Source organism: Bacillus sp. SIMBA_154 (assembly GCF_046536015.1).
In the GTDB taxonomy this organism is placed as follows: domain Bacteria; phylum Bacillota; class Bacilli; order Bacillales; family Bacillaceae; genus Bacillus; species Bacillus pumilus_P.
The window spans coordinates 157560-184454 of sequence record NZ_JAWJBV010000004.1 but is presented as its reverse complement, the minus strand read 5'-3'; the positions used below and the strand labels follow the sequence as shown (position 1 = coordinate 184454).

25 protein-coding genes are annotated in these 26895 nt (G+C 44.0%); 11 read left to right on the top strand and 14 right to left on the bottom strand.

All coding sequences use genetic code 11. From position 1 onward, the window contains the following. The first annotated feature begins 106 nt into the window (after window positions 1–106). The 3 genes from R0K30_RS09245 to R0K30_RS09235 are packed head-to-tail and all read left to right on the top strand — an operon-like array spanning window position 107 to window position 1074. Complete coding sequence (locus R0K30_RS09245; protein ID WP_099726035.1) at window positions 107–484, top strand: VOC family protein; 378 nt, start codon at window positions 107–109, stop codon at window positions 482–484. Window positions 485–511: 27 nt separating this feature from the next. After that, window positions 512–805 (top strand): DUF5316 family protein, encoded by a 294-nt coding sequence (locus tag R0K30_RS09240; protein WP_099726036.1) that lies wholly within the window; start codon window positions 512–514, stop codon window positions 803–805. A gap of 26 nt (window positions 806–831) precedes the next feature. Further along, window positions 832–1074 (top strand): DUF2651 family protein, encoded by a 243-nt coding sequence (locus R0K30_RS09235; RefSeq protein ID WP_099726037.1) that lies wholly within the window; start codon window positions 832–834, stop codon window positions 1072–1074. A 43-nt stretch (window positions 1075–1117) separates the two neighbouring features. On the opposite strand, the gene R0K30_RS09230 is transcribed toward R0K30_RS09235, so the two are convergent. The 5 genes from R0K30_RS09230 to R0K30_RS09210 all read right to left on the bottom strand — a co-directional run bounded on the left by R0K30_RS09230 (window position 1118) and on the right by R0K30_RS09210 (window position 6679). Further along, window positions 1118–1510, bottom strand: a complete 393-nt coding sequence (locus tag R0K30_RS09230) for a RidA family protein (protein ID WP_410610265.1) — start codon at window positions 1508–1510, stop codon at window positions 1118–1120. Between the two features lie 226 nt (window positions 1511–1736). Next, complete coding sequence (locus tag R0K30_RS09225; RefSeq protein WP_410610263.1) at window positions 1737–3485, bottom strand: methyl-accepting chemotaxis protein; 1749 nt, start codon at window positions 3483–3485, stop codon at window positions 1737–1739. A gap of 98 nt (window positions 3486–3583) precedes the next feature. Continuing rightward, complete coding sequence (locus R0K30_RS09220; RefSeq protein ID WP_410610261.1) at window positions 3584–4705, bottom strand: mannitol-1-phosphate 5-dehydrogenase; 1122 nt, start codon at window positions 4703–4705, stop codon at window positions 3584–3586. A 1-nt stretch (window position 4706) separates the two neighbouring features. Beyond that, window positions 4707–5141, bottom strand: a complete 435-nt coding sequence (locus R0K30_RS09215) for a PTS mannitol transporter subunit IIA (protein ID WP_099726041.1) — start codon at window positions 5139–5141, stop codon at window positions 4707–4709. 95 nt (window positions 5142–5236) lie between these two features. Further along, entirely contained in the window at window positions 5237–6679 is a 1443-nt protein-coding gene (locus R0K30_RS09210) for a PTS mannitol transporter subunit IIBC (protein ID WP_410610258.1), read from the bottom strand. A 506-nt stretch (window positions 6680–7185) separates the two neighbouring features. Between R0K30_RS09210 and R0K30_RS09205 the strand changes: the two genes are divergently transcribed. The 3 genes from R0K30_RS09205 to R0K30_RS09195 all read left to right on the top strand — a co-directional run bounded on the left by R0K30_RS09205 (window position 7186) and on the right by R0K30_RS09195 (window position 10179). Further along, window positions 7186–8820 (top strand): copper resistance CopC/CopD family protein, encoded by a 1635-nt coding sequence (locus R0K30_RS09205; RefSeq protein WP_410610256.1) that lies wholly within the window; start codon window positions 7186–7188, stop codon window positions 8818–8820. Window positions 8821–8836: 16 nt separating this feature from the next. Further along, entirely contained in the window at window positions 8837–9451 is a 615-nt protein-coding gene (locus R0K30_RS09200) for a YcnI family copper-binding membrane protein (RefSeq protein WP_099726044.1), read from the top strand. 131 nt (window positions 9452–9582) lie between these two features. Beyond that, a complete protein-coding gene (locus R0K30_RS09195) occupies window positions 9583–10179 on the top strand; it encodes an NAD(P)H-dependent oxidoreductase (RefSeq protein WP_099726045.1) in 597 nt (198 codons plus the stop codon). 41 nt (window positions 10180–10220) lie between these two features. Here R0K30_RS09195 and R0K30_RS09190 read toward each other — a convergent pair whose 3' ends face one another. Genes R0K30_RS09190 through gabT form a run of 3 tightly spaced genes read right to left on the bottom strand, consistent with a single transcriptional unit; the run spans window position 10221 to window position 14319 of the window. Further along, the gene (locus R0K30_RS09190) at window positions 10221–11618 is read right to left on the bottom strand and encodes an NAD-dependent succinate-semialdehyde dehydrogenase (RefSeq protein WP_367308325.1); all 1398 of its coding nucleotides are present in this window, start codon (window positions 11616–11618) and stop codon (window positions 10221–10223) included. Further along, a complete protein-coding gene (locus R0K30_RS09185; RefSeq protein ID WP_099726047.1) occupies window positions 11593–12981 on the bottom strand; it encodes an APC family permease in 1389 nt (462 codons plus the stop codon). Before R0K30_RS09185 ends, R0K30_RS09190 begins: the two co-directional genes overlap by 26 nt. Window positions 12982–13002: 21 nt before the next feature. Continuing rightward, window positions 13003–14319, bottom strand: a complete 1317-nt coding sequence (gabT, locus tag R0K30_RS09180; protein WP_410610251.1) for a 4-aminobutyrate--2-oxoglutarate transaminase — start codon at window positions 14317–14319, stop codon at window positions 13003–13005. Window positions 14320–14427: 108 nt separating this feature from the next. On the opposite strand from gabT, the gene gabR reads away from it, so the two are divergent. Then, complete coding sequence (gene gabR, locus R0K30_RS09175; protein WP_410610249.1) at window positions 14428–15852, top strand: MocR-like transcriptional regulator GabR; 1425 nt, start codon at window positions 14428–14430, stop codon at window positions 15850–15852. Between the two features lie 31 nt (window positions 15853–15883). Here gabR and R0K30_RS09170 read toward each other — a convergent pair whose 3' ends face one another. Continuing rightward, entirely contained in the window at window positions 15884–16195 is a 312-nt protein-coding gene (locus R0K30_RS09170) for an ArsR/SmtB family transcription factor (protein WP_410610247.1), read from the bottom strand. A 197-nt stretch (window positions 16196–16392) separates the two neighbouring features. Here R0K30_RS09170 and R0K30_RS09165 point away from each other — a divergent pair, with 197 nt between their 5' ends. The 4 genes from R0K30_RS09165 (at window position 16393) to R0K30_RS09150 (ending at window position 21268) form a co-directional block, all read left to right on the top strand. Next, complete coding sequence (locus R0K30_RS09165; protein WP_230031289.1) at window positions 16393–17259, top strand: TetR/AcrR family transcriptional regulator; 867 nt, start codon at window positions 16393–16395, stop codon at window positions 17257–17259. Window positions 17260–17275: 16 nt separating this feature from the next. Then, window positions 17276–18709 (top strand): MDR family MFS transporter, encoded by a 1434-nt coding sequence (locus R0K30_RS09160; protein WP_099726052.1) that lies wholly within the window; start codon window positions 17276–17278, stop codon window positions 18707–18709. Window positions 18710–18882: 173 nt separating this feature from the next. Further along, window positions 18883–20259 carry an aspartate kinase gene (locus R0K30_RS09155; RefSeq protein ID WP_410610243.1) on the top strand — a complete coding sequence of 459 codons (1377 nt, stop codon included), beginning with the start codon at window positions 18883–18885 and terminating at the stop codon, window positions 20257–20259. 163 nt (window positions 20260–20422) lie between these two features. Then, the gene (locus R0K30_RS09150; RefSeq protein WP_099726054.1) at window positions 20423–21268 is read left to right on the top strand and encodes a GAF domain-containing protein; all 846 of its coding nucleotides are present in this window, start codon (window positions 20423–20425) and stop codon (window positions 21266–21268) included. A gap of 33 nt (window positions 21269–21301) precedes the next feature. Here R0K30_RS09150 and R0K30_RS09145 read toward each other — a convergent pair whose 3' ends face one another. From R0K30_RS09145 to R0K30_RS09125, 5 genes are all read right to left on the bottom strand, one after another. After that, window positions 21302–22729, bottom strand: coding sequence for a HAMP domain-containing sensor histidine kinase (locus R0K30_RS09145; protein WP_327925483.1), 1428 nt, complete (start codon window positions 22727–22729; stop codon window positions 21302–21304). Beyond that, the gene (locus R0K30_RS09140) at window positions 22719–23411 is read right to left on the bottom strand and encodes a response regulator transcription factor (protein ID WP_256499647.1); all 693 of its coding nucleotides are present in this window, start codon (window positions 23409–23411) and stop codon (window positions 22719–22721) included. Before R0K30_RS09140 ends, R0K30_RS09145 begins: the two co-directional genes overlap by 11 nt. A 210-nt stretch (window positions 23412–23621) precedes the next feature. Then, the gene (locus R0K30_RS09135; RefSeq protein WP_367308323.1) at window positions 23622–24956 is read right to left on the bottom strand and encodes an MmgE/PrpD family protein; all 1335 of its coding nucleotides are present in this window, start codon (window positions 24954–24956) and stop codon (window positions 23622–23624) included. After that, window positions 24947–26104 (bottom strand): amidohydrolase, encoded by a 1158-nt coding sequence (locus tag R0K30_RS09130; protein ID WP_099726087.1) that lies wholly within the window; start codon window positions 26102–26104, stop codon window positions 24947–24949. Before R0K30_RS09130 ends, R0K30_RS09135 begins: the two co-directional genes overlap by 10 nt. Window positions 26105–26138: 34 nt before the next feature. Beyond that, on the bottom strand, window positions 26139–26885 hold the full coding sequence (locus tag R0K30_RS09125) for an amino acid ABC transporter ATP-binding protein (protein ID WP_367308322.1): 747 nt from the start codon (window positions 26883–26885) through the stop codon (window positions 26139–26141). Window positions 26886–26895: the final 10 nt, after the last annotated feature.

Below are 26895 nucleotides of genomic sequence, written 5' to 3'. Positions count from 1 at the left end.
AAAATATTGTTTTTTTTGGAATTGGATGCGCCTTATTTACTATATGATAAAATAGGTGGGAAACCTTTCCGGTTTTGACACGTATATGAAGAGAGGAGTTTTTCACATGAAAATGAAATATACCATTCTATATGTAAACGATGTTGAGGCGAGCATTCATTTCTATCAGCATGTACTTGGTTTCCCTATTAAATTGAGAGTTGAATCCTATGTTGAGTTTGATACTGGAGAAGTGACCTTATCCATTAATTCGCGCCAAGATGTAAAAGATGCACTTGGATTACCTGTCCCAGAGGCGAATAGCTCGTCTCAAACCTTTGAGATTGGCTTTGTCGTCGACGATGTGGATCAAGCGATTGCGTCAATGAAAGAAAAAGGGGTACCTATCGTCAAAGAACCCGCAAAAAAACCATGGGGTCAAACCGTCGCTTATGTGTCTGATCCTGATGGTCATTACATTGAAATATGTGATGCCATCTCTTAATGTCATTGTTGAAGGGAGTGAACCGGAATGAGAAAAAAACATGCTTTTTTCGCCGGTGTTTGCTCAATGATTGTGATTTGCAGTGCCGCTATCATTCTACAGCACTATGAGTGGATTGGGTTTGTCAGTGGTGGGATCGCTATTATTGGGATCGTTGTGTCTGGATTTTTAATGGGTGCATGGACAAACGGGGAAGAAACACGAGCAGCCTATCACTCTGAAACAAAAGAGCTCCGCATGTGGCGTCTTGATACGGCTTTTCTTTTTATGATCTTTGCACTTCCACATATGGCTGCGGCAGTCTTATATGTTTTGATGTAAACACTTGATAAAAAGGAGTTCGCGATATGGCTGTCTTTGTGTTATTGATTGTATTTGGCTTTCCCATCATCTCCGTGCTGATTGGTATTCTCGGCACGCTGCTTTTGAAGAAGGTTTGGATGCCAACTTTGATTGTGTTGTTAGCAAGTGTCATCCTGATGTTCACCTATATTGGCGGGGATGAATCCTTTCTCATTTGGGTCATGATCTACACAGTCTTTACGTTTCTCGCTGGATTGATCACAAAGCGAATCAAAGCTGTTTCATAAATACTCATGAAAAAAAGAACAGCTTGCACTGTTCTTTTTTTGATCAAATATCGGCGCACCATAGTTCAATTTCAATTTTCAGCTCAGGCCATCCTAAAGCTGATACATAAGCAACCGTCATTGATGGGTAAGCTGTTTTAAAGATCGTATCCCACTGAGGATATAGATGATCCCAGTCGATTTCTTCTGTTGCCCATATATTGACCTTAATCACATGCTCTTCATTCAGTCCTTCTGATTCAAGGACTTTTTTAATATTTTCAAATGTATTTGTTACTTGGTCGTTTAAGCTTGATGGTATCTGCCCATCCATATCTGTTCCTACTTGACCCGATGTAACAAATAACCTCGCACCCTTTGGCACTCTTGTGATATGACTATAATTGCCCACTGGTTTCGGCATACATTCTGGGTTTTTCCTCGTGATTTTTTCCATGTAGATCCCTCACTCACTATGATTTTTCTGCTAGATTCTTCATCATGTAGACAGACTTCACCAATTTCTGTCTATCCTAAAAGAAAACAGCAGTGGAGTATCCATAGCCACAAGATAAGAACATCAATATTTTCTTTTTCATGACCGGAACACTCCTTTTTTTATCCTGTGAGCAGGGTTTCAATAACTTCATACTACCTTACGCGAGACACGCAGTCAAAATGATTTATAGACGATAACGTGCAATATCCTGATTCAATCGCATACTCAGCTCATTGAGTCTTTCTGCTGCCTTGGCCACATTGGAGATGGCTGTCACTTGTTCGTCTGTAGATGCTGTGATTTCTTCAATAGCAGCAGCATTTTCTTGAGAAATATGTGCCGCTCCATGCATCGCTTTTGTGATGAGATCGTTTTGCTCCAGCAGTGCGTTCAGCTCTTTTGTCATCGCTTTTGTTTCGACAATGGTTTGTGAAATCGACGTAGAGATGGCATTGAATTCATGTTCTGTTGCGTGTACCGCCTCATCTAACTCTGCAAAACGATCCATTGTGTTGGACATCATGCCGGCTGTTGCAGTCGTTTCTTCTTTAATGCCTTGAATCATTTGCTGAATTTGAACCGCTGATTGTTTTGTCTGCTCAGCTAAATTCCGTACTTCGCTCGCCACAACCGAGAAGCCTTTGCCATGCTCTCCTGCGCGGGCTGCCTCAATGCTCGCATTCAGTGCAAGTAAGTTGGTTTCATTTGAAATGCTTTCAATCGTATCTGTGATTTGAGAGATATCCTGTACTTTTGTACTTAACTGCTCGATGCCTGCTCTAATGCCTTGAGATGCCTGTATGGATTGTTCATTTGATTGTTTTAATTGCTGAACAATTTGCTGGCCCTGCTGTGATGATTGATTCGATTGGTCAGAAATTCGTTTAATTTGATCGCTTTGTTCTTTGACGTTTTCGATGGATTGATTGAACTGGGTCATTTGTTGATTGGCTGCATCAAGGTCAGATGCCTGATGAAGCGTTCCGGTCGATATGTCGCCAATGGCTCGACCAATCTCTTCACTGCTGGCTGAGGTTTCTTCAGATATCGCCGATAAATCTGTCGCTGATTCAACAAGCTGGCTGCTCGTTTCCTGTAAACCGCTCACAAGTGTTCTAAGCTCTCCTGACATATGGTTAAAGCCTTTTGCCAGCTGTCCGATTTCATCCGTTGTTTCCTTTAAGTTCGTGCGTTCAATATTTCCCGCCGCAATTTCTTTTGAAGCTGCGGTGACTTGCTTAAGCAGTCTGACTTTTCCTCGCGCAGCCAAATAAAAGACCCCAAGACTCAGGAGAGCAACACCCGCTGTAATGAGAATCATATAGAGCTTCATCTGCTCTAATTCTTTATAAAATTCGTCCTGGAAGACGGCGATGCCTACACTCCAATTCCACGGCGTGAACTGGCTCATATAAGCAAGCTTTTGCTTTTCTTCCCCAGTTGCATCGTCCTTATCTAGATAGGTCACATAGTGTGCATACTCGCCTTTTGCTGTGGCTCCAGCGACCATTTTTTGACGATTGGTCGTATTATCCGGGATGACGCCAATGTCGTTGACAGGATGGACTTGTGATGAATAATCCGCTCCATATGCGACGAGATAGCCTTTATTTTTATAGATAAAATCCGATTTTTGAAATTGGTATCCTTTCCCGTTGTCGTTTTTAGGCCCGCTTAAGTAAATGCGGGCTTGTTCCTGCGCCTGTTCAAGCGTCAGTTCTTTTTTCTCCACACGGTCATTCAACTGTTCAAGTGTGGCCATCGCTCCGCTGACGATGTGCTTTAAATCTGCTTTCCCCGCATCAATTAAGACATTTTTCGCTAACAAATATCCCGTTGTTCCAACAAGTCCGCCGGTTAAGATCGTGATCACGATAATGGCAGACATTAATTGAAAAAAGACACTTCTTGACGAAAACATTTTTCTTTTCATATACAAATTCCCCCTTACTTCATATATCGTCAAGCGGGGTAAAGTATTAAAAAAGTCATCAAAAAATCCCTTTCACTCGTCGGAAAGGGATTTTCTGGTTATCGAGCTATTTCTTTAAGAATGGCTTGATAGAGATCGTCTGTTGGCGTGAGGCCACATACTTCTTCTAGCACACCTTCAATGCCTTTTTCTTTTCTTAATGCCTGCAAACGAACCGCTTCTTCGTCTGCGGCAAAGTCGTAAGCCAAAGCTGCGGCAATGCCTTTGATTAAATAAACTGGCTGTTTGATCTTCTTCGCTGGACCAATTAAGCGGTCATCTGCCCCCAGCTTTCTAAGCGGGGAACGTGCGACACGAGTCACTTCGTCGGAAATAAAGGCATTTTCAAATCGTTTGATGATTTTTTGTATATACGCATCATGTTCTTCTTTTTGAAAGCCATATGTGTCAATTAAATAGCTGCCCGTTTCGTGAAGTGCACCTTCAACCACTTGGCGAATCTCTGGTGTATCGACGGCTTCTTTAATCGTTTGAACGCCTTGCTGATACCCGACATAAGCAGCTAGTGCATGCCCTGTGTTGACAGTAAAGAGTTTGCGCTCAATATACGGCGTCAAATCTTGTACAAAGGTCGCTCCGTCAATCTGAGGAACACCTCCAATAAAGCCCGTCTCATCAATGACCCACTCGAAAAATGGTTCGACTGATACTTTCAAAATGTCCTCATGGTGCTGAATAGGAACAATGCGGTCAACGGCTGCGTTTGGAAAACCAACTGTACGTGACAGCGCTTCTTGTTCATCTGCTGTTAAATGAGAGAAGACGGCTTCTTTTAAATAAGAGCTGCCCCCAATCATATTTTCACACGCAACAATGTTGACGATATGGTCAGGCTTTTTTTGTTTTAATCCATCAGCAATAGATGAAGCAATGATTTTCAATACGGCTGGTCCAACAGCTGTTGTAATCAAATCGGCTGTTGCAACGGCCTCTGTTAATGCCGCTGGATTTTGCACGGAATTGATCGCTGAAACAGGACCTACTACTTCTTGCTTCTGACCTGGTGCTGCAAGCTCGACTGTGTATTCTCCTCTTTCATTCAGCTCGTGGATCACCGCTTCATTTACATCGGTAAACACAAGCTCAAAGCCTGATGTTTTTAACAAAGATCCAATAAACCCTCTGCCAATATTTCCTGCTCCAAAATGAAGGGCCTTCATGTTAGTTCACCTCGTTAAAGATGGCGATCAGTTCATCCTGATCCTTTGCATGGATGATGCGTTCTACATTTTCTTCTTCTGAACAAACAATCGCAATTTGAGAAAGAATATCGAGATGCTCGTTGTTTTTACCAGCGATGCCAAATACGACTTTGGCGATATTTCCTTCTCCATATTCAACGCCATCTGGAATTTGGATGATTGAAATCCCTGAATGAAGGACAGCGGCTTTGGCATCCTCTGTTCCATGAGGAATCGCAATCCCGTTCCCCATAAATGTAGAAGAGATCTTTTCTCTTTCAAACATTTTGTCGACATAATCGCTTGTGACATAGCCGTTAGCCACTAGGACTTCGCCTGCTTTTTTAATGGCTTCTTCTTTAGAGCCTGCTTGTTCGTTTAGAAAAATATTGTCTTTTGAAAGTACTTGTTTCATAAATGATCACACACCTTTTTTAGAATGGAAAACAGGAAAACAACCAAAACGGGGAGTTCAATAAGGAAAAATTGAACTCAACCCGTTTCGTCATGTTATTTTTTCAATTTCTCAATCAGCTCATCGTATTTCGGGCTGTTTAAGAAATTATCAACTGAGATATGCACAGCTCCTGGCAGCATTGCCTTGGCTCTGTCTGTTAAATCTTTATGAGTAAAGACCACATCGGCATCATTTGGAATGTTGCTGATAGATGTGTTTGTCACGTCAATATCAAGCTCTGCCTTTTTGACTTTGTTCTTTAAGATGGATGCGCCCATCGCACTTGAGCCCATTCCTGCATCGCAGGCAAAGATAATTTTGTTCACGTCATCTGGATTGACATCACTCGGAGATGCTGATTGCTCGCTTCCTTGAGCTTCTTCCTTTTGTGCAGTTAGAGCAGCCGCTGCTGCACTTTTCTTCCCTTTCATATCTTGCATCTTTTCTGTTGCTGCTGTTAGATCCTCATCTGCTGCCTTGGACGCTTTTAAAATCACAGAAGCAACAAGGAAGGATACGATCGCTGCCACCACAACACCTGCTAGAACGGCAAGGTGGCCGCCTTTTGGAGACATCAGCATGAGCGCGATAATACTTCCTGGTGATGGCACAGCCTTTAATCCTGCATTTAAAAGTGTAAAGGTCAGAACGCCGCTTGCTCCCCCTGCAATGACAGCCAAAATGAGCTTTGGCTTCATTAAGATGTACGGGAAGTAAATTTCATGGATTCCTCCTAAAAATTGAATAATAATCGCACCAGGTGCAGACTGCTTTGCATTCCCTCTTCCGAAGAACATGTATGCAAGTAGAACACCTAAACCTGGTCCTGGGTTTGTTTCAAGTAAGAACAGAACGGACTGACCCGTCTTCGCCGCTTGCTCGACTCCTAAAGGACCTAAAATTCCTTGGTTAATCGCATTGTTTAAGAACAATACTTTAGCCGGTTCAATGAAAATACTCGCCAGCGGAAGCAAGTGTGCATTGACAATGACGTCTACACCTGCCGCAAGAGCTTTATTAAGGCCTAGTACCACTGGGCCGATTGCGTAGAAAGCAATTGCGACAAGAATGGCACCTAGAATACCTGCCGTGAAGTTATTCACAAGCATTTCAAAGCCTGATCTGATACGATCTTTGAACAGCTGATCAATTTTCTTAATCAGATAACCACCAAGTGGTCCCATAATCATGGCACCTAAAAACATTGGGATGTCCGAACCGACAATGACCCCAATCGTAGCGGTTGCACCGAGTACCCCGCCTCGGTGGTCATATACGAGCTTACCGCCTGTGTAACCGATTAATAGCGGCAGTAAGTAGTTGATCATTGGTCCAACGAGTGTATTTAATTGTTCATTTGGAAAATAACCGCTCGGAATGAACAAAGCTGTAATAAGTCCCCAAGCGATAAACGCTCCAATATTCGGCATAATCATACCGCTTAAATAGCTTCCAAAGCGCTGTACTTTTACGCGGAATCCGCTTTTTTCCTGCATCTGTGAAAACTCCTTTCTTCTCTCCCTTTATTCAGGGCTTTATAGGTCAAAAGATATAAGAACAAGTGTCAGTGAAGCCCTTATCCCTATCGTAAAACGCTTTCACTTTCCCTTCAATTGAAACTAAACGTCACTTTGTCACTTAGTGTGTGACAAAATTGAAAAATGATGTGAATTCTCTGTCAGATCACAGGTTATAACAGGTGAAAAGGTTGATATGCCGTTGTTTTGGCGCAAAATTCATTGGAATTTCACAACTTTCAAATGGTCACTTCTTGTTTCCTCTTCTTAAATCGAATAGGCTTATATTGATCAAACCTATTCATTCAAGAAACGTCTGCGCAGACACGACACAGAAAAAGTGAACCATCTTGCTGTTTGTTTCGTTTACCTTTTAGAGAGGGCGGTACAATAGGAGGAGCGGTTTTTTCTGTGACTCACAGTTTACTGCCGCTTTCTTTCTGATACATGAGACATTTTCATAGGTAGAAAGGCGGTTATTCACCTTGTTTAAAAATAGTAAGTGGCTTCTGCTTCTTATGGTCATGTTCGCTTTTTTCATTCCAAAGGAAGCATTTGCTCACGCATACGTCGTGAGCTCGAACCCAGCGGCAAATGAAGAGCTGGATCAGCAGCCTCCTTCAGTCTCGATCACATTTAGTGAAGGAATCGAAAGCGGATTTCATGCCATTAAGGTGTTCAATGCAAAGGGTGATCGTGTGGATAAGGGAGATACGGTCATTCAAGATCAAAAGATCATGGAAGCTGCATTAAAAAAGGATTTACCAAAAGGGATTTACACCATTCAGTGGAATGCGGTATCTGCGGATGGACACTCTGTCTCTGGCATGATCCCGTTTAGTATTGGAAAAGCGGATGGAGGATTTGACCAATTAGATCAAGGTCAATCGAATGAATCCATCGATGTAGCCTCGACCATTGACAAAGCCTTTCTTTATACGTCGTTTAGTTTATTTCTCGGGACAATTTTGTTTGGACTGATTTGGTTTAGGGCAGCCATTTCACCTGTATTAGCGAAACGAATGAAACGGCTTTTGACTTTGTCACTGATCATGATGGGCGGAGCACTCGTGTTCCAGCTGCCGATTCAAACAAAATCAGCGGCAGACGTGTCCTTTCTGGGGGCATTTCAACCATCGCTTTTACAAGAAACCATTGCATCGACTTCTGGCGGTAGTTTGTGGATAATGCTAATGGCTGCATTTGTTCTTCTGACCATTTGGAGCATAGTTGCGATGAAAAAAGGGGATTTTACTTCTATTCGGGTATGGTTGTTTCCACTGCTCCTATTCGCAGTGCTTCTCTGGCTGAAAGCACAAATCGGACATCCAGCAGCAACAGATAATAAAATACTGACAACGTCTCTTGATTTCATTCACCTCGTTTCTGCATCGATCTGGGTCGGTGGTTTAACTGCCATTGTACTGTTATTGTTGAAGAAGCTGCCAAATGAGGATCAGCCGCTCATCCGAAGTACATTAACTGCATTTCACCCTTGGGCACTTCTCTCTGTTGGACTCATTGTGTTTTCAGGATTTGTGAATGCCATCTTTATTTTGCAATCGTTTGATGCTCTTTTCCAATCAGCTTACGGACGAACGTTTTTAATCAAGCTTGGTTTATTTATCTTGATGGGACTTCTTGGACTTGTCCATTACTTGATGCTGAGGTGGGAAAAGAAACAAAAACGAAGCATTTCCTTACGAGCGGAGTGGATCATCGGAGTTGCTATTTTGTTATTAACGGCTGTGTTCACCAATATTCCAAGCCCTCCGCCGCCTGCACCTGAGCCATTCTTTGGAGCAAATCAGGTCGAGCATCGTGACATTGTGTCCTTGAGCATTACCCCGAATGCCCCTGGGAAAAATACATTTGAGGTGGCATTTACAAAGAAGGATGGGCAAACGATCACTGACATTCAATCTGTGACAGCCAATATCCATAAAGTTGCCTTGTTCGGCGATGAGTCCCAGAGTGAATTTCAGCTGAAACGATTAAAAAATGGACATTTCTCTGCTGAAAATCTCTTATTAAATGAAAAAGGCACTTGGAAAATTGACATCCATGCGTTGACTGGTTCTTTTGAAAAGATCGATACCACATTTATTAGAAGAAACTAAAAGGAGTTTAGATCACATGAAAAAATACGTTAAAGCTTTATTACCAATGCTTCTCGCTTCATTTTTACTGGCGATTCCTGTGAGTGCGCACGTGACAGTCAAACCTGATACGTCTACGACAAACGCTTGGGAAACTTATACGTTAAAAGTACCTTCTGAAAGTGACAGCCCGACAACAAAGGTTGTCATCACAATGCCTAAAGGCGTAGAGTTCCAACAATACGAGCCAGTACCTGGCTGGAAAACAACAACTGAAGAGAAAGATGGCAAGGTGACAAGAGTCACTTGGGAAGCAACGGGTGATGGTGTACTTGCTGGACAGTTCCAACAATTCGTTTTTGTGGCAAAAAATCCTGAAAAAGCAGGTGAAGCTGCATGGGATGCGTATCAATATTATAAAGATGGAACGGTCGTTGAATGGACTGGCGATCAAGACGCTGATAAACCTCATTCCATTACAAACATTGTTGCATCTAATACCGTAACGGATTCACATGGTCAAGAAAAACCAAAAGAAGAAAAGGCGTCTGAAACAGCGTCCACTTCTTCCTCACCACTTGTCCTTGGCCTGTCCATTGCCGCTCTAGTCGTAGCACTTATTGCTCTTGGTCTTGCTTTTAGAAAGAAATAAATCATACATGAGCGATCGTTTTTCGGAAGCGATCGCTTTTTATTTTCCCAACCTATCATTTCCAATATAGGATTGAATAGGATGCAGGCGCATGCCATAATGAGACAGATGACCACCTAGGAGGCTATGAGATGAACCATCTAATTATATTTGCTCATCCCCAGCAAAGCTTAAATCAAACGCTATTAGATCTTGTTGTGAGCACTCTTTTGAACAATGGTCATGATGTGACTGTTCGTGATGTCTATGCCCTCGGCTTTCAGCCAGAGCTCACCATAGCCGAAAAGGCTGCGATCAAACGCGGTGATGTGCCGATCGCCATTCAAACAGAGCAGATGCTTATTCAACAAGCGGATGTCCTGACGTTTATTTTTCCGATATGGTGGACAGGCTTGCCGGCTATGCTAAAGGGCTATGTGGAGCGCGTCTTTTCGGAGGGATTTGCTTATCAGGTAAATGAGCACGGGGCTATTGAAAATCTGCTTCGGGACAAAAAAGGTGTTATTATCAACACACACGATGCCCCAAGGACCTTTCTTGATTCCAATATGATCGTTCCCCCTTCCCATCACATGACAACTGATACAGAAGTCTTCAGTTTTATCGGTGTTGAGCCTGTCGAACGGCTTTTATTTAGCAGCATGGATCAAGCATCTGCTGATTATATCCACGAAATCCTCCAGGAAACGAAAGAAACAGTGGATCAACTCTTCCCGCCAGCTGTTTAATAAAAAAGGACTGCCGAGGTTTCTCGGTCAGTCTCAATCGTTCATTCTCCATCTAAACCAATGGATACATATTTTGTTTCTAAATATGGCTCGATGCCTTCAATACCGCCTTCACGACCAATTCCACTCTCTTTCATACCGCCGAAAGGTGCCTGAACAGCCGATGGGCCGCCATCATTCCAGCCAATAATACCGTAATCAAGATTCTCTGAGATGTAGAGTCCGTTCCGGTAATTCTCTGTAAAGAAATATGCCGCAAGTCCAAAAGGTGTATCGTTGGCTAATTCAATCGCCTCATCTAAAGTTTGGAACGTCGTAATCGGTGCCACAGGACCAAAGGTCTCTTCATGCATGATGTTCATAGAAGGATCGACATGTGTGAGCACCGTTGGCTGAACAAAATAATATGACTTCTCATCGTCAAAATCCGTATCGCCGCCGACAAGCACTTTCGCCCCTTTATCCACTGCATCTTGAATTTGGCCGACAATTTTATCAAAGCCGCGCTTATTGATAATTGGACCGATTGATGTGCCTTCTTCAAACCCATTTCCCACTTTCAGCTTTTTCACTTCTTTGCTGAACGCTTGAGCAAACGCTTCATGAATCTCCTCATGTACAATTAAGCGGTTGGCACAGACACAGGTTTGTCCTGCATTGCGGAACTTAGATGCTACTGCTTGTTTCACAGCCAGTTCAAGATTTGCATCCTTGTCTACGATCAGCGGCGCATGACCGCCAAGTTCCATCGATACGTGTTTCACTGTGCTTGCACTGTTTTTGATCAGATGTTTTCCGACTGGCGTTGAGCCTGTAAACGTGATCTTGCGAATCAATGGACTATCTGTGAAGATTTCACCAACTTCTTTTCCATCTCCAACAACCCATTGCAGAGCATCCTCTGGAATCCCGGCTTCATGTCCTAATTTCACAAGTTCAATGGCCGTGAGCGGCGTGTCTTCAGCAGGTTTCACAATAAACGTACAGCCCGCCGCCAGTGCTGGTGCTGCCTTTCTCGTAATCATCGCCGCAGGGAAATTCCACGGTGTAATCGCAGCGACAGGACCGACTGCCTGCTTTGTGACGAAAAGACGCTTATTTGTCGTATGAGACGGGATGGTTCTGCCGTAGATTCGCTTTGCTTCCTCTGCATACCATTCAATATATCCAGCTGCATAGACGATTTCCCCTAATGCTTCTTGATAAGGCTTCCCGTTTTCTTCCGTGATGATTTTTGCAAGCCTTTCTTTATGTTCGATCATGAGATCAAACCACTTGCGGATGATATTTGCACGATCATGGGCTGACGTTTTTGCCCACGTTTTGAATGCTTTGTGTGAGCGAGATATCGCGTCTTCGATCTGTTCTTTTGTATGCTGAGCAACTGAAGCAATCTCTTCCCCTGTTGCAGGATTATACACTTTGAGTTCGTTTGTCATGCTCTACCTTCTCCTTCGTTCTTGGATTCATTACATATAGTATATACCCAATGAGTGCCCAACCTAAAAGCAAGATCCATTCAGCTGGCCATGACAGAGACGCCGGCATCCCCGGAAAATAAAATGAAAGAAAAAGGAGACTAAGTCCGATGGCTAAAACGCCTGTCGTCCGCCAATATTTAATGCGGTATGGACGCTCAAGCTCGGGTTCTGTTTTGCGAAGTTTCATAAAGGCGATGGACACAATTAAGTACCCGACGATAATTCCCACACCGCCTGCATTCACAATCCAGACAAGGGCAGGGCGGCCTAGCAGTGGAGCAAAAAAGGCCAGTGCCCCTAAAAATAAAATCGCATTTGTCGGTGTTTTATACTTTGGATGAATATACGCAAACCATTTGGAAATCATGCCTCTTTCCGCCATTGCGTATAAAATACGGCTTGCACCAATGATAAAAGCATTCCAGCTCGTCACAATTCCTGCTACACCGCCAATCACAAGCACTGTCCCAAATGCTTGATGACCGAGAAGCTGCACCATGGCATCTGCTGTCGCCAATGAAGAGGCTTCAAGCTGGCCCTTTGACAACCCAGCCGATACGCCAAAGACAATGAGCAGATAAAAAACAACCGCACTCACGATGGAGATAATCAAGATTCTCCCGATGATTTTCTTCGGTGCATTGATCTCTGCCGCCACTTGCGGAATGACATCAAATCCAACGAATAAAAAGGGAATCATGACTAAAACGGCCATGAGACCGCCAACCCCGCCTTGAAACATCGGCTCAAGGTTTGCAAAATCGCCATTAAACGTCGCTCCACCTAAAAGGAGAAAACCTGTCAGAATAATCGCCACTGTGAACACTGACTGAAAAATGGCAGCAGGCTTTGCGCCAATGTAGTTCAGAGCTGTTAAAAATAACGCACCGCCAGATCCAATCAATACCCACGTGAAATAAACGTCCCATCCCCCTATATTCCATAGGAAACCAACATGCTGTGTTGGAATGACATAGTCAATCACTGTCGGCAGTGCGACAGCTTCAAACGTAATGACGGACACATAACCAAACAATACGCCCCATGCGGAGACAAACGCTGATTTTATCCCAAAGGCCCGCTGGACAAAGACGAGCCCTCCGCCTGTCTCTGGAATTGCCGACGAAAGCTCGGCATACGTGAGTCCAATAAAGATGACGAGAATGCCCCCTATGACAAAGGCAATCACACTTCCTAAAAATCCAGCTGTTAAAATCCAATCTCCCGAAAGTACAACCCAGCCCCAGCCAAGCATTGCACCAATGGACAAAAACATTACGTCTGACTGCGACATGGTTTTAGCCATTTTTTGTTTTTGCATACAACCATCCCCCTTTGTTGTTTAGCGTGCTTTGAAGGCGTCCTCGATGATCCCTAATCCTTCATGCAGCAGCTCATCTGTGATGACAAGTGGTGTTAAAAAGCGAATAATATTCCCATTAATCCCTGCCGTTAATAAGAGCAGCCCATGCTCATTTGCATATGCTGCAATCGCAGCGGCTGTTTTCTTATCAGGTGTACGCGTTCTTTGATCTTCCACAATTTCAATTGCTGCCATTGCCCCTAATCTCCGGACTTCTCCAATGAATGGGTACTTTGTTCTCCAATCATTTGCTTTGTCTTCAATGACTTGTCCAATGTGTTCAGATCGTTGATTTAATTGTTCTGTTTCAATGATATCAAGAACCGCTAATGCTGCCACACAGCCTAACGGACTTCCAGCATACGTTCCCCCCAGCTCGCCTGGATCCGCTGCATCAAGCAGTTCTTTTCTGCCAACGACACCGCTTAGCGGCAGGCCAGCTGCAAGTGATTTTGACACAGTGATTAAGTCTGGCACAACATCAAAGTGCTCAATGGCAAAGTATTTCCCCGTTCTCGCAAAACCTGTTTGGATCTCGTCTGCGACAAATACAATACCGTGCTGCTGGGAGAATGAAGCGACGTGCTGTACAAAGCGCTTCGATGGTACAATGAATCCGCCCTCCCCTTGGACAGGCTCCATGACCACACAAGCAACGGTTTCTGGTGCAACGGTTGCCACAAAGAATTGATTGAATTGATCAATGATGTACTCATCGTAGGCCGCATCACTTAATCCCTCAGGCTTCTGATAGTAATAAGGATACGGCGCTTGATACACCTCTGATGCGAATGGCCCGAACCCAAATTTATATGGCTTGACCTTGCTCGTCATGCTCATCGTCATATTTGTTCTGCCGTGGAAGCCTCTTGTAAAAGATACAACAGCCTGTCGTTTCGTATATTTACGGGCAATTTTCACCGCATTTTCAACAGCTTCTGCACCTGAATTTAAGAAAATGGCTTTCTTGTCATGGTCGCCTGGCGTTAGGTGGCATAGCTTTTCTGCTAATTCGATATAGGATTCGTACATCATCACGTTGAATCCTGGATGAATCAGACTGTCTGCCTGTGCTTTCACCGCTTCCACAACCTTTGGATGTGAATGCCCTACATTTAATGTACCGATAGCGCCTGCAAAATCGATAAAACGATTCCCATCAATATCGAACAGCTCGGCTCCCTTCCCTTTCGCTGCAAGATGACGGTTGCCATTACTGACGCCCCTTGCGACGTATTGATCTCTTTTCCCCTGCCATTCTTCTGTTGAAAAACGGTTTGTTGTCGTTTGACTCATTGTCATCCATCCCCTTTATGTCTTTTTTATTATTCTGAATATTTTTTGGTATGATAGAAAGTACCAATATCATTTTTTTGATGGTATCAGAGAGGATGGAATGGCGTGATGCTGACAATTCAACTAGATCAAACAAGAGCAAACGGATTTATTTATCATCAAATCTACACAAAAATTAAAGATGAAATTTTAAATCGAAATCTTCAGCCGCACGATCAATTACCCTCTAAACGAGAGTTAGCCGATACATTAAAAGTCAGCGTCAATTCGGTGAATGGCGCGTATCAACAGCTGCTTGCCGAGGGATATTTATATTCGGTTGAGCGCAAAGGCTTTTTTGTGGAATCACTTGAAACGTTTCATGAATCAGGTCAGCTGAAACCCTCTTCCCTTCCAGCGGATTTAAAGGAAGAGCCTATTGTGCGAGACGACTGGTATTCCTTTTCACACATCTCCGTTGATACAGCAAACTTTCCTTTTAAAAGCTGGCTGAAAAGTGAACAAAAGGCGATCAGTCTTCACCAAGAAGCCTTTGGTGAGCTTCCGCATCCACAAGGCGTTTATGAGCTGCGGGAAACGATCGCCCGGCTGATTGGACTTGCACGAGGCGTTAAATGCTACCCAGAGCAGCTCATTTTAAGCGCAGGCACACAGTCACTCATTCATTCGTTATCGAGCATTCTTCCGGCTGATCAAGTATACGGGTTAGAAAACCCTGGCTACCGCAGGCTCTATCAAATGCTGAAAAACAATCATCACCGAATTGAAACGATTGGGATTGACCAAAAAGGTGTGCGGATGAGCGACATTCACAAAAAACAGCCGAATGTCTTAATCATTACCCCTTCTCATCAGTTCCCAACAGGGGTCATCATGCCGATTTCTCGAAGGATACAGTTGTTAAACTGGGCGGCTGATCAGCAAGACCGCTATATCATTGAGGACGATTATGACAGTGAATTTAAGTATGGCACAGACAGCATACCAGCGCTGCAAAGCCTTGATCGATATGACAAAGTCATTTATATGGGGACCTTTTCTAAATCATTGCTTCCCGGCTTGCGGATCAGCTACATGGTGCTCCCGCAGCATTTATTAAGACGCTATAAGGAAGAACAGCATTTTTTCATTCAAACAGCCAATCTTTTTACCCAATACACCCTTCTTCATTTTATTAAAGACGGCGCGTATCAGCGGCATATTAAGAGAATGAATGGATTATATGAAGAAAAAAGGAAGCAGCTCATCGGAGAACTCGACACCGTTTTTGCTGACAACGTGCGCATTATTGGGGAAAATGCAGGTCTTCATTTTATCGCAGAGTTCCGCTCAGATCGAACGCAGCACGACATTTTAAAGCGAGCCAAAGAAAGAAAGCTGAAAATGTACGGGATGGACCGTTTTACCCTTGATGAGCATTTGCCAGGGCATCAAGAAGGCTTTGTCCCGCTCGTCCTCGGCTTCTCACATATGCGGCCAGAGGATATTCAGCCAGCGGTGAAACGGCTGTACGAGTCGATTTATGGGAAATAAAATAGCCAGCTGCTCTTCATAGACAGCTGGCTTACCACCGCTCTTTATCTACAGATAAAATCGATGACACAAGTCCAGGAAAAGCGGTCTCGATGTCTTCTTTTCTTAGAGAATAGTAGCGGTGCTTCCCCTCAATTCTCACTTTCACGACGCCTGCCTCCCTCAGCACTTTGAAATGATGGGAAAGCGTGGATTTGGCAATGTTCATATCATATGTGCCGCATGTCCTCTCCCCCGCTTCTGCTAAGCAGCGGACAATTTCTAATCGGACAGGGTCAGCCAATGCTTGCAGCACAGAAATCAGTGTCATGTCTTCTCGGTTTGGATGGATTGGATTATTCATACGATAAATGTATCGTATTTCTTTATAACATACAATCTCATTCCTAAATAGAACGATCAATACCTGTCATACAGATAGGTATTTTTTTAAGTTCGTTTTCTTGAAATAAGCCCTTGGTTTTGTTATCATGTCAAAAGTGACCACTCGGTTTCCATTGTGACCACATGGTTTTGCCGATTCGGAAAGGACTTAAGAAAATGAAAGAAAAGCAAGAAGAGATTTTGCGGGTTTCGAAAAAATTGTTTTCACAAAAAGGCTATATGAGTGTCTCCATGCAGTCGATTGCTGATGCCTGTAAAATATCAAAAGCGTCTATTTATAAACTGTTTGATTCAAAGGAAGAGCTTCTATTAGAACTGATTAAATATAATCAGCGCAAGATGAGGGAGATTTCTCACCTCATTCATTCAGAAGCGACGCTGTCCAAAAAGGAAAAATTCACAAAGAAGATTAAGCTTGAGCTTGAAGAGTTTAAAGAGAATCATAAATTTTTGAATATGCTGTCCTTCGAAGCATTTTCTCAGCATTCCCCCATTGTCAAAAAGCATTTGCGTGAAACACGCTCTATTATCATGCAGCGGCACAGAGATATTATTTTAAGCACATATGGCGAAACTGTTGCTCCTTATGTCTGGGATCTTGTGATTGTCCTCAATGGATTAATGAGAGAAGTCATCTTAATGCTGGCGATTGAGCATAAGAACATTCAATTAGAAAATGCTGCCGAAATGATCATCGGTGTGATGGACCGTGTATCGAAAAAGCCTTGCTCCATTGAGCCTGTGTTAACAGATGAGCTGATGGACTCTTATCTGCTTTCCTCACAGGACGAATATGATGAAGAAAAACATGTCATTACGTACTTAACGAAGATCAAGCAAGAGCTTCATGCACTTTCAAACGGAGAAGAAAAGGACGATCTCCTCTCTGCATTTGAGCTGCTGAACCAAGAATTATCAAAGGATCAACCGAGAACCTTTTTAATCAGCTCATTGCTCGATTATTTAGGCAAAAACAGCGTTTTATCTCAAAACGTGTCACAGCTGAAAAGCATCATTTTATAGATAAAGAAGGGATAACATGAACCAATCAACAACATCGTATAATCGACCTGTGATTGTTGGGATTTTTCTCGTCGGGGCATTCGTCGCGATTCTAAACCAAACGCTGCTCATTCCAGCGATCCCACACATCATGGAGGAATTCAATATTGATGTCAGCAAAGGACAATGGCTGACAACAGCCTTTATGCTGACAAACGGGATTCTCATCCCGATTACTGCCTTCTTAATAGAGAAATTTTCGAGCCGTGCCTTAGTTTTAACGGCTCTTAGCATTTTTACAGCAGGTACGATTCTTGCTGCGTTTGCAACAAATTTCCCTGTGTTACTTGCAGCGCGTATTGTACAGGCAGCCGGTGCAGGGATTTTAATGCCGCTAATGCAAACGATCTTTTTGACCATTTTCCCGAAAGAAAAACGCGGGCAGGCCATGGGAATGGTCGGACTTGTCATCTCGTTTGCACCAGCGCTTGGGCCAACACTTGGCGGATGGATTGTCGATTCCTTTAGTTGGAAATTTTTGTTCTATATTGTTCTGCCAATCGGTATCATTGATCTCATTCTTGCTTATTTCTTAATGAAAAATGTCACGCAGCAAAGAGAGACACGTATTGATGTCTTATCCGTCATCCTGTCGTCCTTCGGTTTCGGCGGTTTACTGTACGGGTTTTCTAGTGTGGGCTCATATGGATGGACGAGTGCACCTGTCCTCATTTCGCTGATTGTCGGCGCCGTGAGCTTATTCCTCTTTATCCTGCGTCAGTCGAATTTGGAAAGACCGATGCTTGAATTTGGTGTATTTAAGTTTGCGGTCTTTAGCTTAACAACCTTCCTCGGCATGCTCGTCTTTGCTTTACTGATTGGAACTGAGACCATTCTGCCGCTCTATACGCAGAATGTCAGAGGGTTGTCTGCGCTTGATACAGGACTTATCTTATTGCCGGGTGCTCTCTTTATGGGATTCCTGTCACCGATTATCGGACGGATTTTTGATAAAGTCGGCGGAAGAGGGCTGGCAATAGGCGGGTTTACGATATTAACCGTCACCTCCCTGCCATTTATGATGCTAAGCCTTGATTCTTCGATTGCTCTCATTACGGTGGCCTACACGCTTCGCTTAATCGGAGTTGGGATGATCATGATGCCGCTGACAACAGCAGGTATTAACTCTTTACCACCGCAGCTTATCCCGCATGGGACAGCGATGAATAACACGATGAGACAAATGGGCGGCTCTATTGGGACGGCTGTGCTTGTCTCTATTATGAGCAGTTCTGCTGCAAATGCAGAAATAGCTCATCCATTGAAATCAGCCGTTCATGGCATGAATACGTCATTTATCGTTTCTGGTCTGATTGCGGTCGTTGGACTCGTCCTCGCGTTTTTCTTAAAGGAAAAACGCGAGAACAAAGTGAGGAAACAGGAGCTGTCTTCCTCCTCATCTTCTTCATAAGAAAAAGGGCTCGGCATATTGCCGGCCCTTTTTTCATATGATCCTCTATATCGTCCTCTCTGAAAATACATTTGTTTTTACAGAGAAGAAAAACCTTGATCATTTGAAGAAAAGAGTTGATAATAGGAACTATTCAATTTGTGAGAAAATTTTTACTATAGGAGATGTATGCATTGAAGGTCGTTAAATTTGGTGGCAGTTCTCTTGCATCTGGCAAGCAGCTGCAAAAGGTATTTGACATTGTAACAGCAGATCCAGCTCGAAAAGCAGTCGTTGTTTCCGCACCAGGAAAACGGCATTCAACGGATACGAAGGTCACCGATCTATTAATTAGCTGTGGTGAACACTATTTACGTTTAGGTGAAGCACATGATTTACAGGAAGCCGTCATCGAGCGGTATGCCTCGATTGCTGATGAACTAGGTTTAGGTCATCACATTATTGACACCATCCGGCACGACCTAGACGCATTATTACAGGCTGATTCGACTCATCCTGAGCGTTATCTTGATGCTATCAAAGCAAGTGGTGAAGATAATAACGCGAAGCTGATTGCCGCCTATTTCCGCCATCAAGGTGTCGAGGCCCACTATGTGAATCCAAAGGAAGCTGGTTTATTTGTGAGCAACGAGCCTGGCCAAGCGCAAGTCCTCCCGGAATCATATGATCATTTGTACAAATTAAGAGAACGCTCTGGCATCATTGTATTCCCTGGGTTTTTTGGCTTCAGTCTAGCGGGTGATATCGTCACCTTTTCTCGAAGCGGATCAGATATTACCGGCTCCATTTTGGCAAACGGGCTGAAGGCAGATGTGTATGAAAACTTTACAGATGTGGATGCTGTCTACGCCGTCAATCCAACGATCGTTCACGAGCCAAAGGAGATCACTGAACTGACGTATCGGGAAATGCGCGAACTGTCCTATGCTGGTTTTTCTGTGTTCCATGATGAAGCGCTCATTCCGGCTTTCCGGGCAGGCATCCCTGTTCAAATTAAAAACACCAATAATCCAGCAGCCAAAGGCACAAAAATCGTGAGTCAGCGGGATCATACGAATGGACCTGTTGTTGGCATCGCCTCAGATCATGGATTTTGCAGCATTTATATCAGTAAATATTTGATGAACCGAGAAGTCGGCTTTGGACGTAAGGTGCTGCAAACATTAGAGGAATATGGCCTTACTTATGAGCATGTTCCCTCAGGTATTGATGATATGACCATTATTTTAAGGCAGGATCAGCTGGAGGAGCAGCATATTGAACAAGAGCTGTTAGACCGCCTGACGCTCGTGCTTAATGCTGATGAGGTCACTTTAGAGCGGAATCTCTCCCTCATTATGGTCGTAGGAGAAGCGATGCGTCATAATGTTGGCACAACAGCAAGAGCGGCAAAGGCACTGTCAAAAGCCAAGGTCAATATTGAAATGATCAACCAGGGCTCTTCAGAGGTCAGCATGATGTTTGGCGTCAAAGCGGCTCAAGAAAAAGAAGCCGTTCAGGCCTTGTATGAGGAATTTTTCTCTATGTCTACTGTACCTGTCTCCATTTAATTAGCAGACTGTCAGATCTCCGGATCGGCAGTCTTTTTGATCTAACGCGCTTCGAGCTGATTTGCGCATTAAAGTATATCTATTTCTCGTTTGATTTTGTATGATAGAGACAAATCAACTACCGTTCCGGCCTTTGATCGGAGCTACAAGGAGTCCTAAAACAATGCCTCGTCAACAACTATTAAAACAGTTTCGCAATTTTCATGATGCTTCTACAAGTATTTTAAACATGATGAGTCAATTCATTGATGTGAATACACTGTTTATTGCTAAAAATGATCAAAACACCAATCAGATTGTAAAGGTGCTAAATCATGACGAGCAGCTTCTTGAAGAAGGGGAAGAACTTCCTTACGAAAAGACATTTTGCAAGCTGGCGGTCGATTATCAGGATACACTGGTGATCCCTGATATTTCATTGGATGACCGTTCTAGATACTTAGAGGTCACGAAACGGCTTCAAGCCGGCTCGTTCATTGGGGTTCCCATTGATTTTACAGATGGCACGAACTACGGAACGATTTGTGGACTTGATCTAAGGGCGCAGCAGTTTACAGAAGAGCATGTGTATATGTTTGAAACGATGGCTTCTTTATTAAGCTACGTCCTTGAACTCGACCGTGCCAACCGGCAGATTCAGCAATTATCTGTACCGATCGTACCAGTTGTTGACGGTGTCGCCGTGCTCCCTCTTCTTGGTGATATCGAAGAGACACGTGCTCAGCATATTTTAGAAACCATTTTACAGGAAAGCTACAGGCTGTCGCTCTCTCATCTGGTCATCGATGTATCGGGAACAAAACGCCTGAATGAACAAAGCATTCAATATTTGGTCAGCTATGCGCAAACGCTGAGACTTTTAGGGATTTCGGCTGTATTAACAGGTGTTAAGCAAGACCTTGCTTTAAGTGCGATTCAGTCTAATATTTCATTTAAAGACATCACCATTCGTAAAGATTTACCGCAAGCGCTAGCTCATATCGGCTTAACGTTTACCAAAAATGAATAAGTGATGATTTTCAAAAGGGCTAGAGATTTTGTTTTAGCCCTTTTCTTCTGGAAACGGCAGTCGAATGGTAAATGTTGTTCCTTTGTTTTTTTCACTTTTCATATCGATATGCCCTTCATGCAAGTCCACAAGCTGCTTCACAATGGACAAACCCAGTCCGTATTCTCCATACGGTGTATTCGTTCTGGAGATATCCGCTTTATAAAAACGTTCCCATATATGTTTGACTTCGTCTGGCGCAATGCCAATGCCCGTGTCTTCAATTTCAATGACCGTCTCTTGATTCTCTTGTTTCCCTCTTAAGGAAATATGGCCGCCTTCTGTGAATTGAATGGCGTTCTTTGTGATATTGACAAGGATTTGAATGAGCCGGTCATAATCTGCGTATACCTTTTGTTCAGGATCAACGTCTACGATCAGCTGATTGTTTTTCTCTTCAGCGATTCGGCTCAGCTGCTCTTTGATCACTTCAAACGTATCAATGAGTGGATAGTGAAATTTTTGAAGGGTAATTTGATTCGATCTGATTTTCTCATAATCCATATTCTCATTGACAAGGCGCAACATTCGTTTTGTCTCGTCTGTGATTAAGGCATAGCATTTCTCTTTCTCTTCTGCCGGCACATCCGCTGTGTTCAGCCATTCTACCAACCCTCGAATGGTGGTCAGCGGCGTTTTTAATTCGTGAGACACATCAGCGATGAATTGACGTCTCCGCTTTTCAAGCCGGTCAATTTCCTCTCTTGATCGTTGGAGGCGTTCGGCCATCATATTAAAATCCTCACTAAGTGTGCCAATTTCATCAAGGTGTTTGTTTTCAAGGTTGATATTGTAATCGCCTTGTGCAATCTTTTCAGTCGCCTCTCTCAACTTTTTGATTCGCTTCACATGAAATTTAGATAGAAACAGACTGAGAATAAAGGTAATCGTCAGTGCCACAAATACGATGATATACAGATAGCGGTTCATCTGGGCGATGAGCTGTTCAGCTCCTTGAATCGGAGCAATGAGGACGACTCCGCCCTTCAGCTTCCCATCCTCCATGACAGGGAGCGCCACAAGTGATGCCTCTTGATCGAGGCGGCGTGAATCACTCCGCTTCACGATGATTTGCTCTCCTTTTGAGAGCTTCACCCATAAATCCTTTGTCAGCAAAGCTTCATGCGGAGGCATCCCCTGCTGCTGAGACAGAACATCCCCTTTCTCATCAAACACGAAAAAGCGAATTTGTCTTGTCGAGAGAATATCTTCAAATGGACGCAGACGGAAGATCATCTCGGTTTTAGGCAGCTGTTTAAAATTCTGCAAGATTTCATTGCCATAGGAGCTCATTTCATCGACCCTGTTTTGATAGGCAATATCTTTCACAAAATGAGATAAGAGGGTGCTGATAATCATGATGGCGATGAGCAATAACCCAAGGTGGCTAATCAGCAGCTGATAAAAATATTTAATCTTCATCGAACTTATACCCTACGCCCCATACTGTATATAAAAAGGGCTTAGGCCCGTCTCCAATTTTTTGGCGAAGCCGTTTAATATGAACATCAACCGTCCGTTCATCTCCATAAAATTGATATCCCCAAATCTGTTCCAGTAATTGCTCGCGCGAAAACACTTGCCGAGGATGGTGAATAAAAAAACACAGCAGATCATATTCCTTTGGCGTCAAGTTCTCAATACGCTCTCCATCTAGAAAGACTTCTCTCGTTTTCTTATCTAATTGAAAATACGCTGTCTCCAGCCGTTCGTCCTCTTTCACCTTTTCTAGAGTGGATGTATGAGCAAAGCGTCGTTTCACCGCTTTGATTCTTGCCATTAAGGTCAAAGGACTAAAGGGTTTGGTCACATAATCATCTGCTCCAAGATCAAAACCAAGCACCTGATCAGACTCAGTTTCCTTTGCCGTCAGCATAATAATCGGAACATCACTGATCTTGCGCACCTTTTGACAAATGGTCAAACCATCCATCGACGGAAGCATGACATCTAAGATGAGCAAATCCCAATCCTCCTCTTGCTGAAACCGATTCAGTCCTTCTAGTCCATCATGAACGAATTCTACTTGAAACCCCTCTCTTTGAAAAAACATATCTGTCATTGTACAAACGCTCTGATTGTCTTCAATCATTAATATTTTCATCATCAGCCTCCGCTGTTGCTTGTTTTTCTTTATGTAGCTTTATTTTACATGTTCCTTCTCAAATCTCAATTGGATTCAAACGATTTCATGAACTTATCATGGTTTGGTCATCTTTTATTCATACTTTTTGATGGCGTTGGATGTTGAGGTAAATCACACTTATTTTTGTTATACAAAAAGGCTCATCTCGATTGATGAGCCTTTTCCTTACTAATCCAGCAGCTGCAGATAAGAAGAGTCGTTTGCCGCTTCAATTGCTTGTAGGATCTGCTGTGCATGTGATGCGTCTATGACACTGCTTAACTTTTGCATGATGTCTTCTTTCGATAATGCGTGTCCGGGTGCTCCCCGCGGGATATCGACCCGCCTGCTGATGGTGGTGCCGTCAGATAAGGTGAGCTTCACAATGGTAAAGCGTCCTTTTGGGACAGCGTCTGGATGGGGGTCTATTGTTTGATCATATCCTCTGCTGACCCGCTTCATCCATGTCCGCATCTCGGGTGAAATGGTTTTTTTCGTAAAGGCATCCAGTGATAAAGTGTGTCCAAACACCGCAAGTGCGATGACGTACTCGACACTGAATCGTCCTTCTTCTCCAGTCAAGGGCGTCCGCTCCGTGAGCGCCGCATCTCCGCCAGGCGGAAAAATGACGTCGACCTGTTCAATCTGATCCTGTATGGAAGGGCGTTCTTTCACCAAAAATTCAATCGCTTCTGCTGCATGGTGCGCGGCGGAGCAGAACGGATATACTTTGAACCATAACCCTGGCGAGACAATGCGCCATATAGAACCATAGCCTTCTAGCAACCGTTTTTCCGCCAGCTCCTGATCTCCATAGAGTGAAAAGAAACCATTCTCCCCATCAAGAACCGATTCATTCCCGCCAAAACCTGAACAAGCTAAATCCATGGACCACACGGCTGTTTTAGCGGCTAAGCCAGCTTGTAATGGTTTCATATCAGAGCCAAACTGCTTTCGCATTCCGGATGATTGCGCTCCGGCAAAGCCGATCGCTTTTGTCAGCTCTTCTCGTGAGACTTGTTTCAAATAGCCGATAGCACATACTGCCGCAATGGCTCCGAGGGTTCCGGTATTATGCCAGCCCCGCTCATAATGCGCCTTGCCGATGGATTCGCCAAGCCTTGCCATCACTTCGACACCTGTTATGTAGGCGGCTAAAAATCGTTCGCCGTATCCTTTGTCGTCTGTCAGCTGTGAAAGCAATGCCGGGATGATGACCGCACTCGGATGTCCTCTCACATCTGAATGCACATCATCATAATCAAGGGCATGGATGAGGTAGCCGTTTAGCATTGCTGCGGATTGACGGCTGATCTTCTTACCCTGTCCAATGACGGGAACCTGCGCTGCCCCGCCTTCTTTTTCAACAAGCTGCATCAGCTTCTGAATCCCTTCATCCTCTTTCGCAGCAAGCGCTGCTGCCGCAGCGTCTAATAGACCGTTTTTGGCCATTTGTATGGCCCGCTGATCTTGCAGCGGATCAGCTGAAAGCACAGCCTCTGCCAGCTGTTTCGTTAGTTCCATGATGGTGACTCCAAAGCCCGAATGGCAAGCTCGGCAAAGAAAGCAGCAGCGACTGGAAGTGCGTCTTCATTTAACGTAAAGGCAGGATGATGCCATTCCTCGGTGCCGTTTGTCCCCATCCATACAAAAAAGCCTGGAATGCGCTCTTGATAAAGGGCAAAGTCTTCTCCGCCGGGTGACTGCTCTGCCTGTGCTACTGTGAGATCAAGTGCACCAGCCGTTTCTTCTACAACCTTTGTCAGGCGCTCGTCATTCATCACAGAAGGCAAATAGGGATGCCATCTCACTTCTGCCTTTGCGCCAAACCCTTCTGCAATCCCGCTTACGATTTGTTTCATGAGATCTGGAATCATCGCTCTCACTTCTGGCTCAAACGTACGAACGGTTCCTTCCATCTCGACACGGTCAGGAATCACATTCCATGACGTCCCGCCTTGAATACGTGTAATGCTGACAACCGCATGATGCAATGAGCTAATGCGGCGGCTGACGATTTGCTGGAGGGCGCTTGTGATCTGCCCGCTGATGGCAATTGGATCCACTGTGTGATTCGGAATCCCTGCATGACCGCCTGTTCCTTTAATATCGATTTCAAATCGATCGACACTTGCCATTAATGCTTTTTCTCTGATGCCGATGGTGCCAACTGGCAGGTCAGGTTTGTTATGCATACCGAAAATTGCATCCACCCCATCTAAAACACCTGCCTCTATGACGTGTTTCGCCCCTTGAGCGACCTCCTCAGCCGGTTGGAACAAAATGCGGACCGTTCCTTTGATCTCGTGTTTACGCTCGTTTAATAAGACCGCCGCACCAAAAATCGAAGCTGTATGAAAATCATGACCGCATGCATGCATTTTGCCCGGTTCCTTTGAAGAAAATGGTTCGCCAGATGCTTCTTCAATCGGAAGTGCATCAATATCGGCTCTCAGGGCAATTGTCGGTCCCTCTTGTTCTCCCTTTATTTCACAGACAATCCCTGTTTGAAGAGCTGGGACATCGAGTACAGTGATCCCTTCCTTTTCTAACCAGCGGCGCAGTTTCTTTGTCGTTTCATATTCTTCGAATGACAATTCTGGATGCTCATGAAGCGCTCGGCGAATGTTAATTAAACGTTTGTTTAAGGCTTCATTTCCTATTGATTTCACTGGACATTCACCCCTCTTAAGAATAAAAAGCAGCTTATGCTTCTTCAGCCGCTGCTTCTTTTTGGATAAATCGTTTTGTTCGTTCATTCTTCGTTTTATCAAATAGTTCTGTTGGTGTCCCCTGCTCAATAATATGACCATCCGCCATGAAAATCACATGGTCTGCCACTTCTCTTGCAAACGCCATTTCATGTGTGACAATGATCATAGTTGTTTCTTGAATCGCAATGGATTTAATGACCTGAAGCACACCTGAGACGAGCTCTGGATCTAATGCTGACGTCGGTTCATCCAGTAAAATCGCATGTGGATCAACAGCTAACGCACGGGCAATGCCAATCCGCTGCTGCTGTCCGCCAGATAACGTGACCGGATAGCTGTCAGCCTTTTGTTCTAGCCCCACCTGCTTTAATAGCTTCATACCGATCTCATTCGCCTGCTGTTTCGTCATTTTTTTCGTCACAAGCAGTGATTCTGTAATGTTTTGTAGGGCTGTTTTGTTTTTAAATAGATTATAGTTTTGAAACACCATGGCCGTTTGTTGACGGAGGTGATGTGCTTCTTTACGTGTATATTTGGACGCATTCAGCTTCGCATCGCCAATTTCAATCATGCCTTCATCTGGCGTTTCTAATAAATTTAAGCAGCGCAGTAAGGTTGATTTACCGGAGCCAGAAGGTCCGATAATGGCCACAACCTGCCCTTTTTGTACGTCAAGATTGATTCCGTCCAAGACGACAAGGTCGCCGAATGATTTCTTCAAATTGGTGAGCTTGATCATGTCCACACCT

Coding starts and splice junctions, on each gene's coding strand:
- R0K30_RS09220 (WP_410610261.1), bottom strand. CDS start 4,705: ATGAAGGCCCTTCATTTTGGAGCAGGAAATATTGGCAGAGGGTTTATT.
- R0K30_RS09235 (WP_099726037.1), top strand. CDS start 832: ATGGCTGTCTTTGTGTTATTGATTGTATTTGGCTTTCCCATCATCTCC.
- gabR (WP_410610249.1), top strand. CDS start 14,428: ATGCTGACAATTCAACTAGATCAAACAAGAGCAAACGGATTTATTTAT.
- gabT (WP_410610251.1), bottom strand. CDS start 14,319: ATGAGTCAAACGACAACAAACCGTTTTTCAACAGAAGAATGGCAGGGG.
- R0K30_RS09160 (WP_099726052.1), top strand. CDS start 17,276: ATGAACCAATCAACAACATCGTATAATCGACCTGTGATTGTTGGGATT.
- R0K30_RS09185 (WP_099726047.1), bottom strand. CDS start 12,981: ATGCAAAAACAAAAAATGGCTAAAACCATGTCGCAGTCAGACGTAATG.
- R0K30_RS09145 (WP_327925483.1), bottom strand. CDS start 22,729: ATGAAGATTAAATATTTTTATCAGCTGCTGATTAGCCACCTTGGGTTA.
- R0K30_RS09240 (WP_099726036.1), top strand. CDS start 512: ATGAGAAAAAAACATGCTTTTTTCGCCGGTGTTTGCTCAATGATTGTG.
- R0K30_RS09135 (WP_367308323.1), bottom strand. CDS start 24,956: ATGGAACTAACGAAACAGCTGGCAGAGGCTGTGCTTTCAGCTGATCCG.
- R0K30_RS09165 (WP_230031289.1), top strand. CDS start 16,393: ATGAAAGAAAAGCAAGAAGAGATTTTGCGGGTTTCGAAAAAATTGTTT.
- R0K30_RS09140 (WP_256499647.1), bottom strand. CDS start 23,411: ATGAAAATATTAATGATTGAAGACAATCAGAGCGTTTGTACAATGACA.
- R0K30_RS09150 (WP_099726054.1), top strand. CDS start 20,423: ATGCCTCGTCAACAACTATTAAAACAGTTTCGCAATTTTCATGATGCT.
- R0K30_RS09230 (WP_410610265.1), bottom strand. CDS start 1,510: ATGGAAAAAATCACGAGGAAAAACCCAGAATGTATGCCGAAACCAGTG.
- R0K30_RS09125 (WP_367308322.1), bottom strand. CDS start 26,885: ATGATCAAGCTCACCAATTTGAAGAAATCATTCGGCGACCTTGTCGTC.
- R0K30_RS09245 (WP_099726035.1), top strand. CDS start 107: ATGAAAATGAAATATACCATTCTATATGTAAACGATGTTGAGGCGAGC.
- R0K30_RS09225 (WP_410610263.1), bottom strand. CDS start 3,485: ATGAAAAGAAAAATGTTTTCGTCAAGAAGTGTCTTTTTTCAATTAATG.
- R0K30_RS09170 (WP_410610247.1), bottom strand. CDS start 16,195: ATGAATAATCCAATCCATCCAAACCGAGAAGACATGACACTGATTTCT.
- R0K30_RS09200 (WP_099726044.1), top strand. CDS start 8,837: ATGAAAAAATACGTTAAAGCTTTATTACCAATGCTTCTCGCTTCATTT.
- R0K30_RS09190 (WP_367308325.1), bottom strand. CDS start 11,618: ATGACAAACGAACTCAAAGTGTATAATCCTGCAACAGGGGAAGAGATT.
- R0K30_RS09215 (WP_099726041.1), bottom strand. CDS start 5,141: ATGAAACAAGTACTTTCAAAAGACAATATTTTTCTAAACGAACAAGCA.
- R0K30_RS09195 (WP_099726045.1), top strand. CDS start 9,583: ATGAACCATCTAATTATATTTGCTCATCCCCAGCAAAGCTTAAATCAA.
- R0K30_RS09210 (WP_410610258.1), bottom strand. CDS start 6,679: ATGCAGGAAAAAAGCGGATTCCGCGTAAAAGTACAGCGCTTTGGAAGC.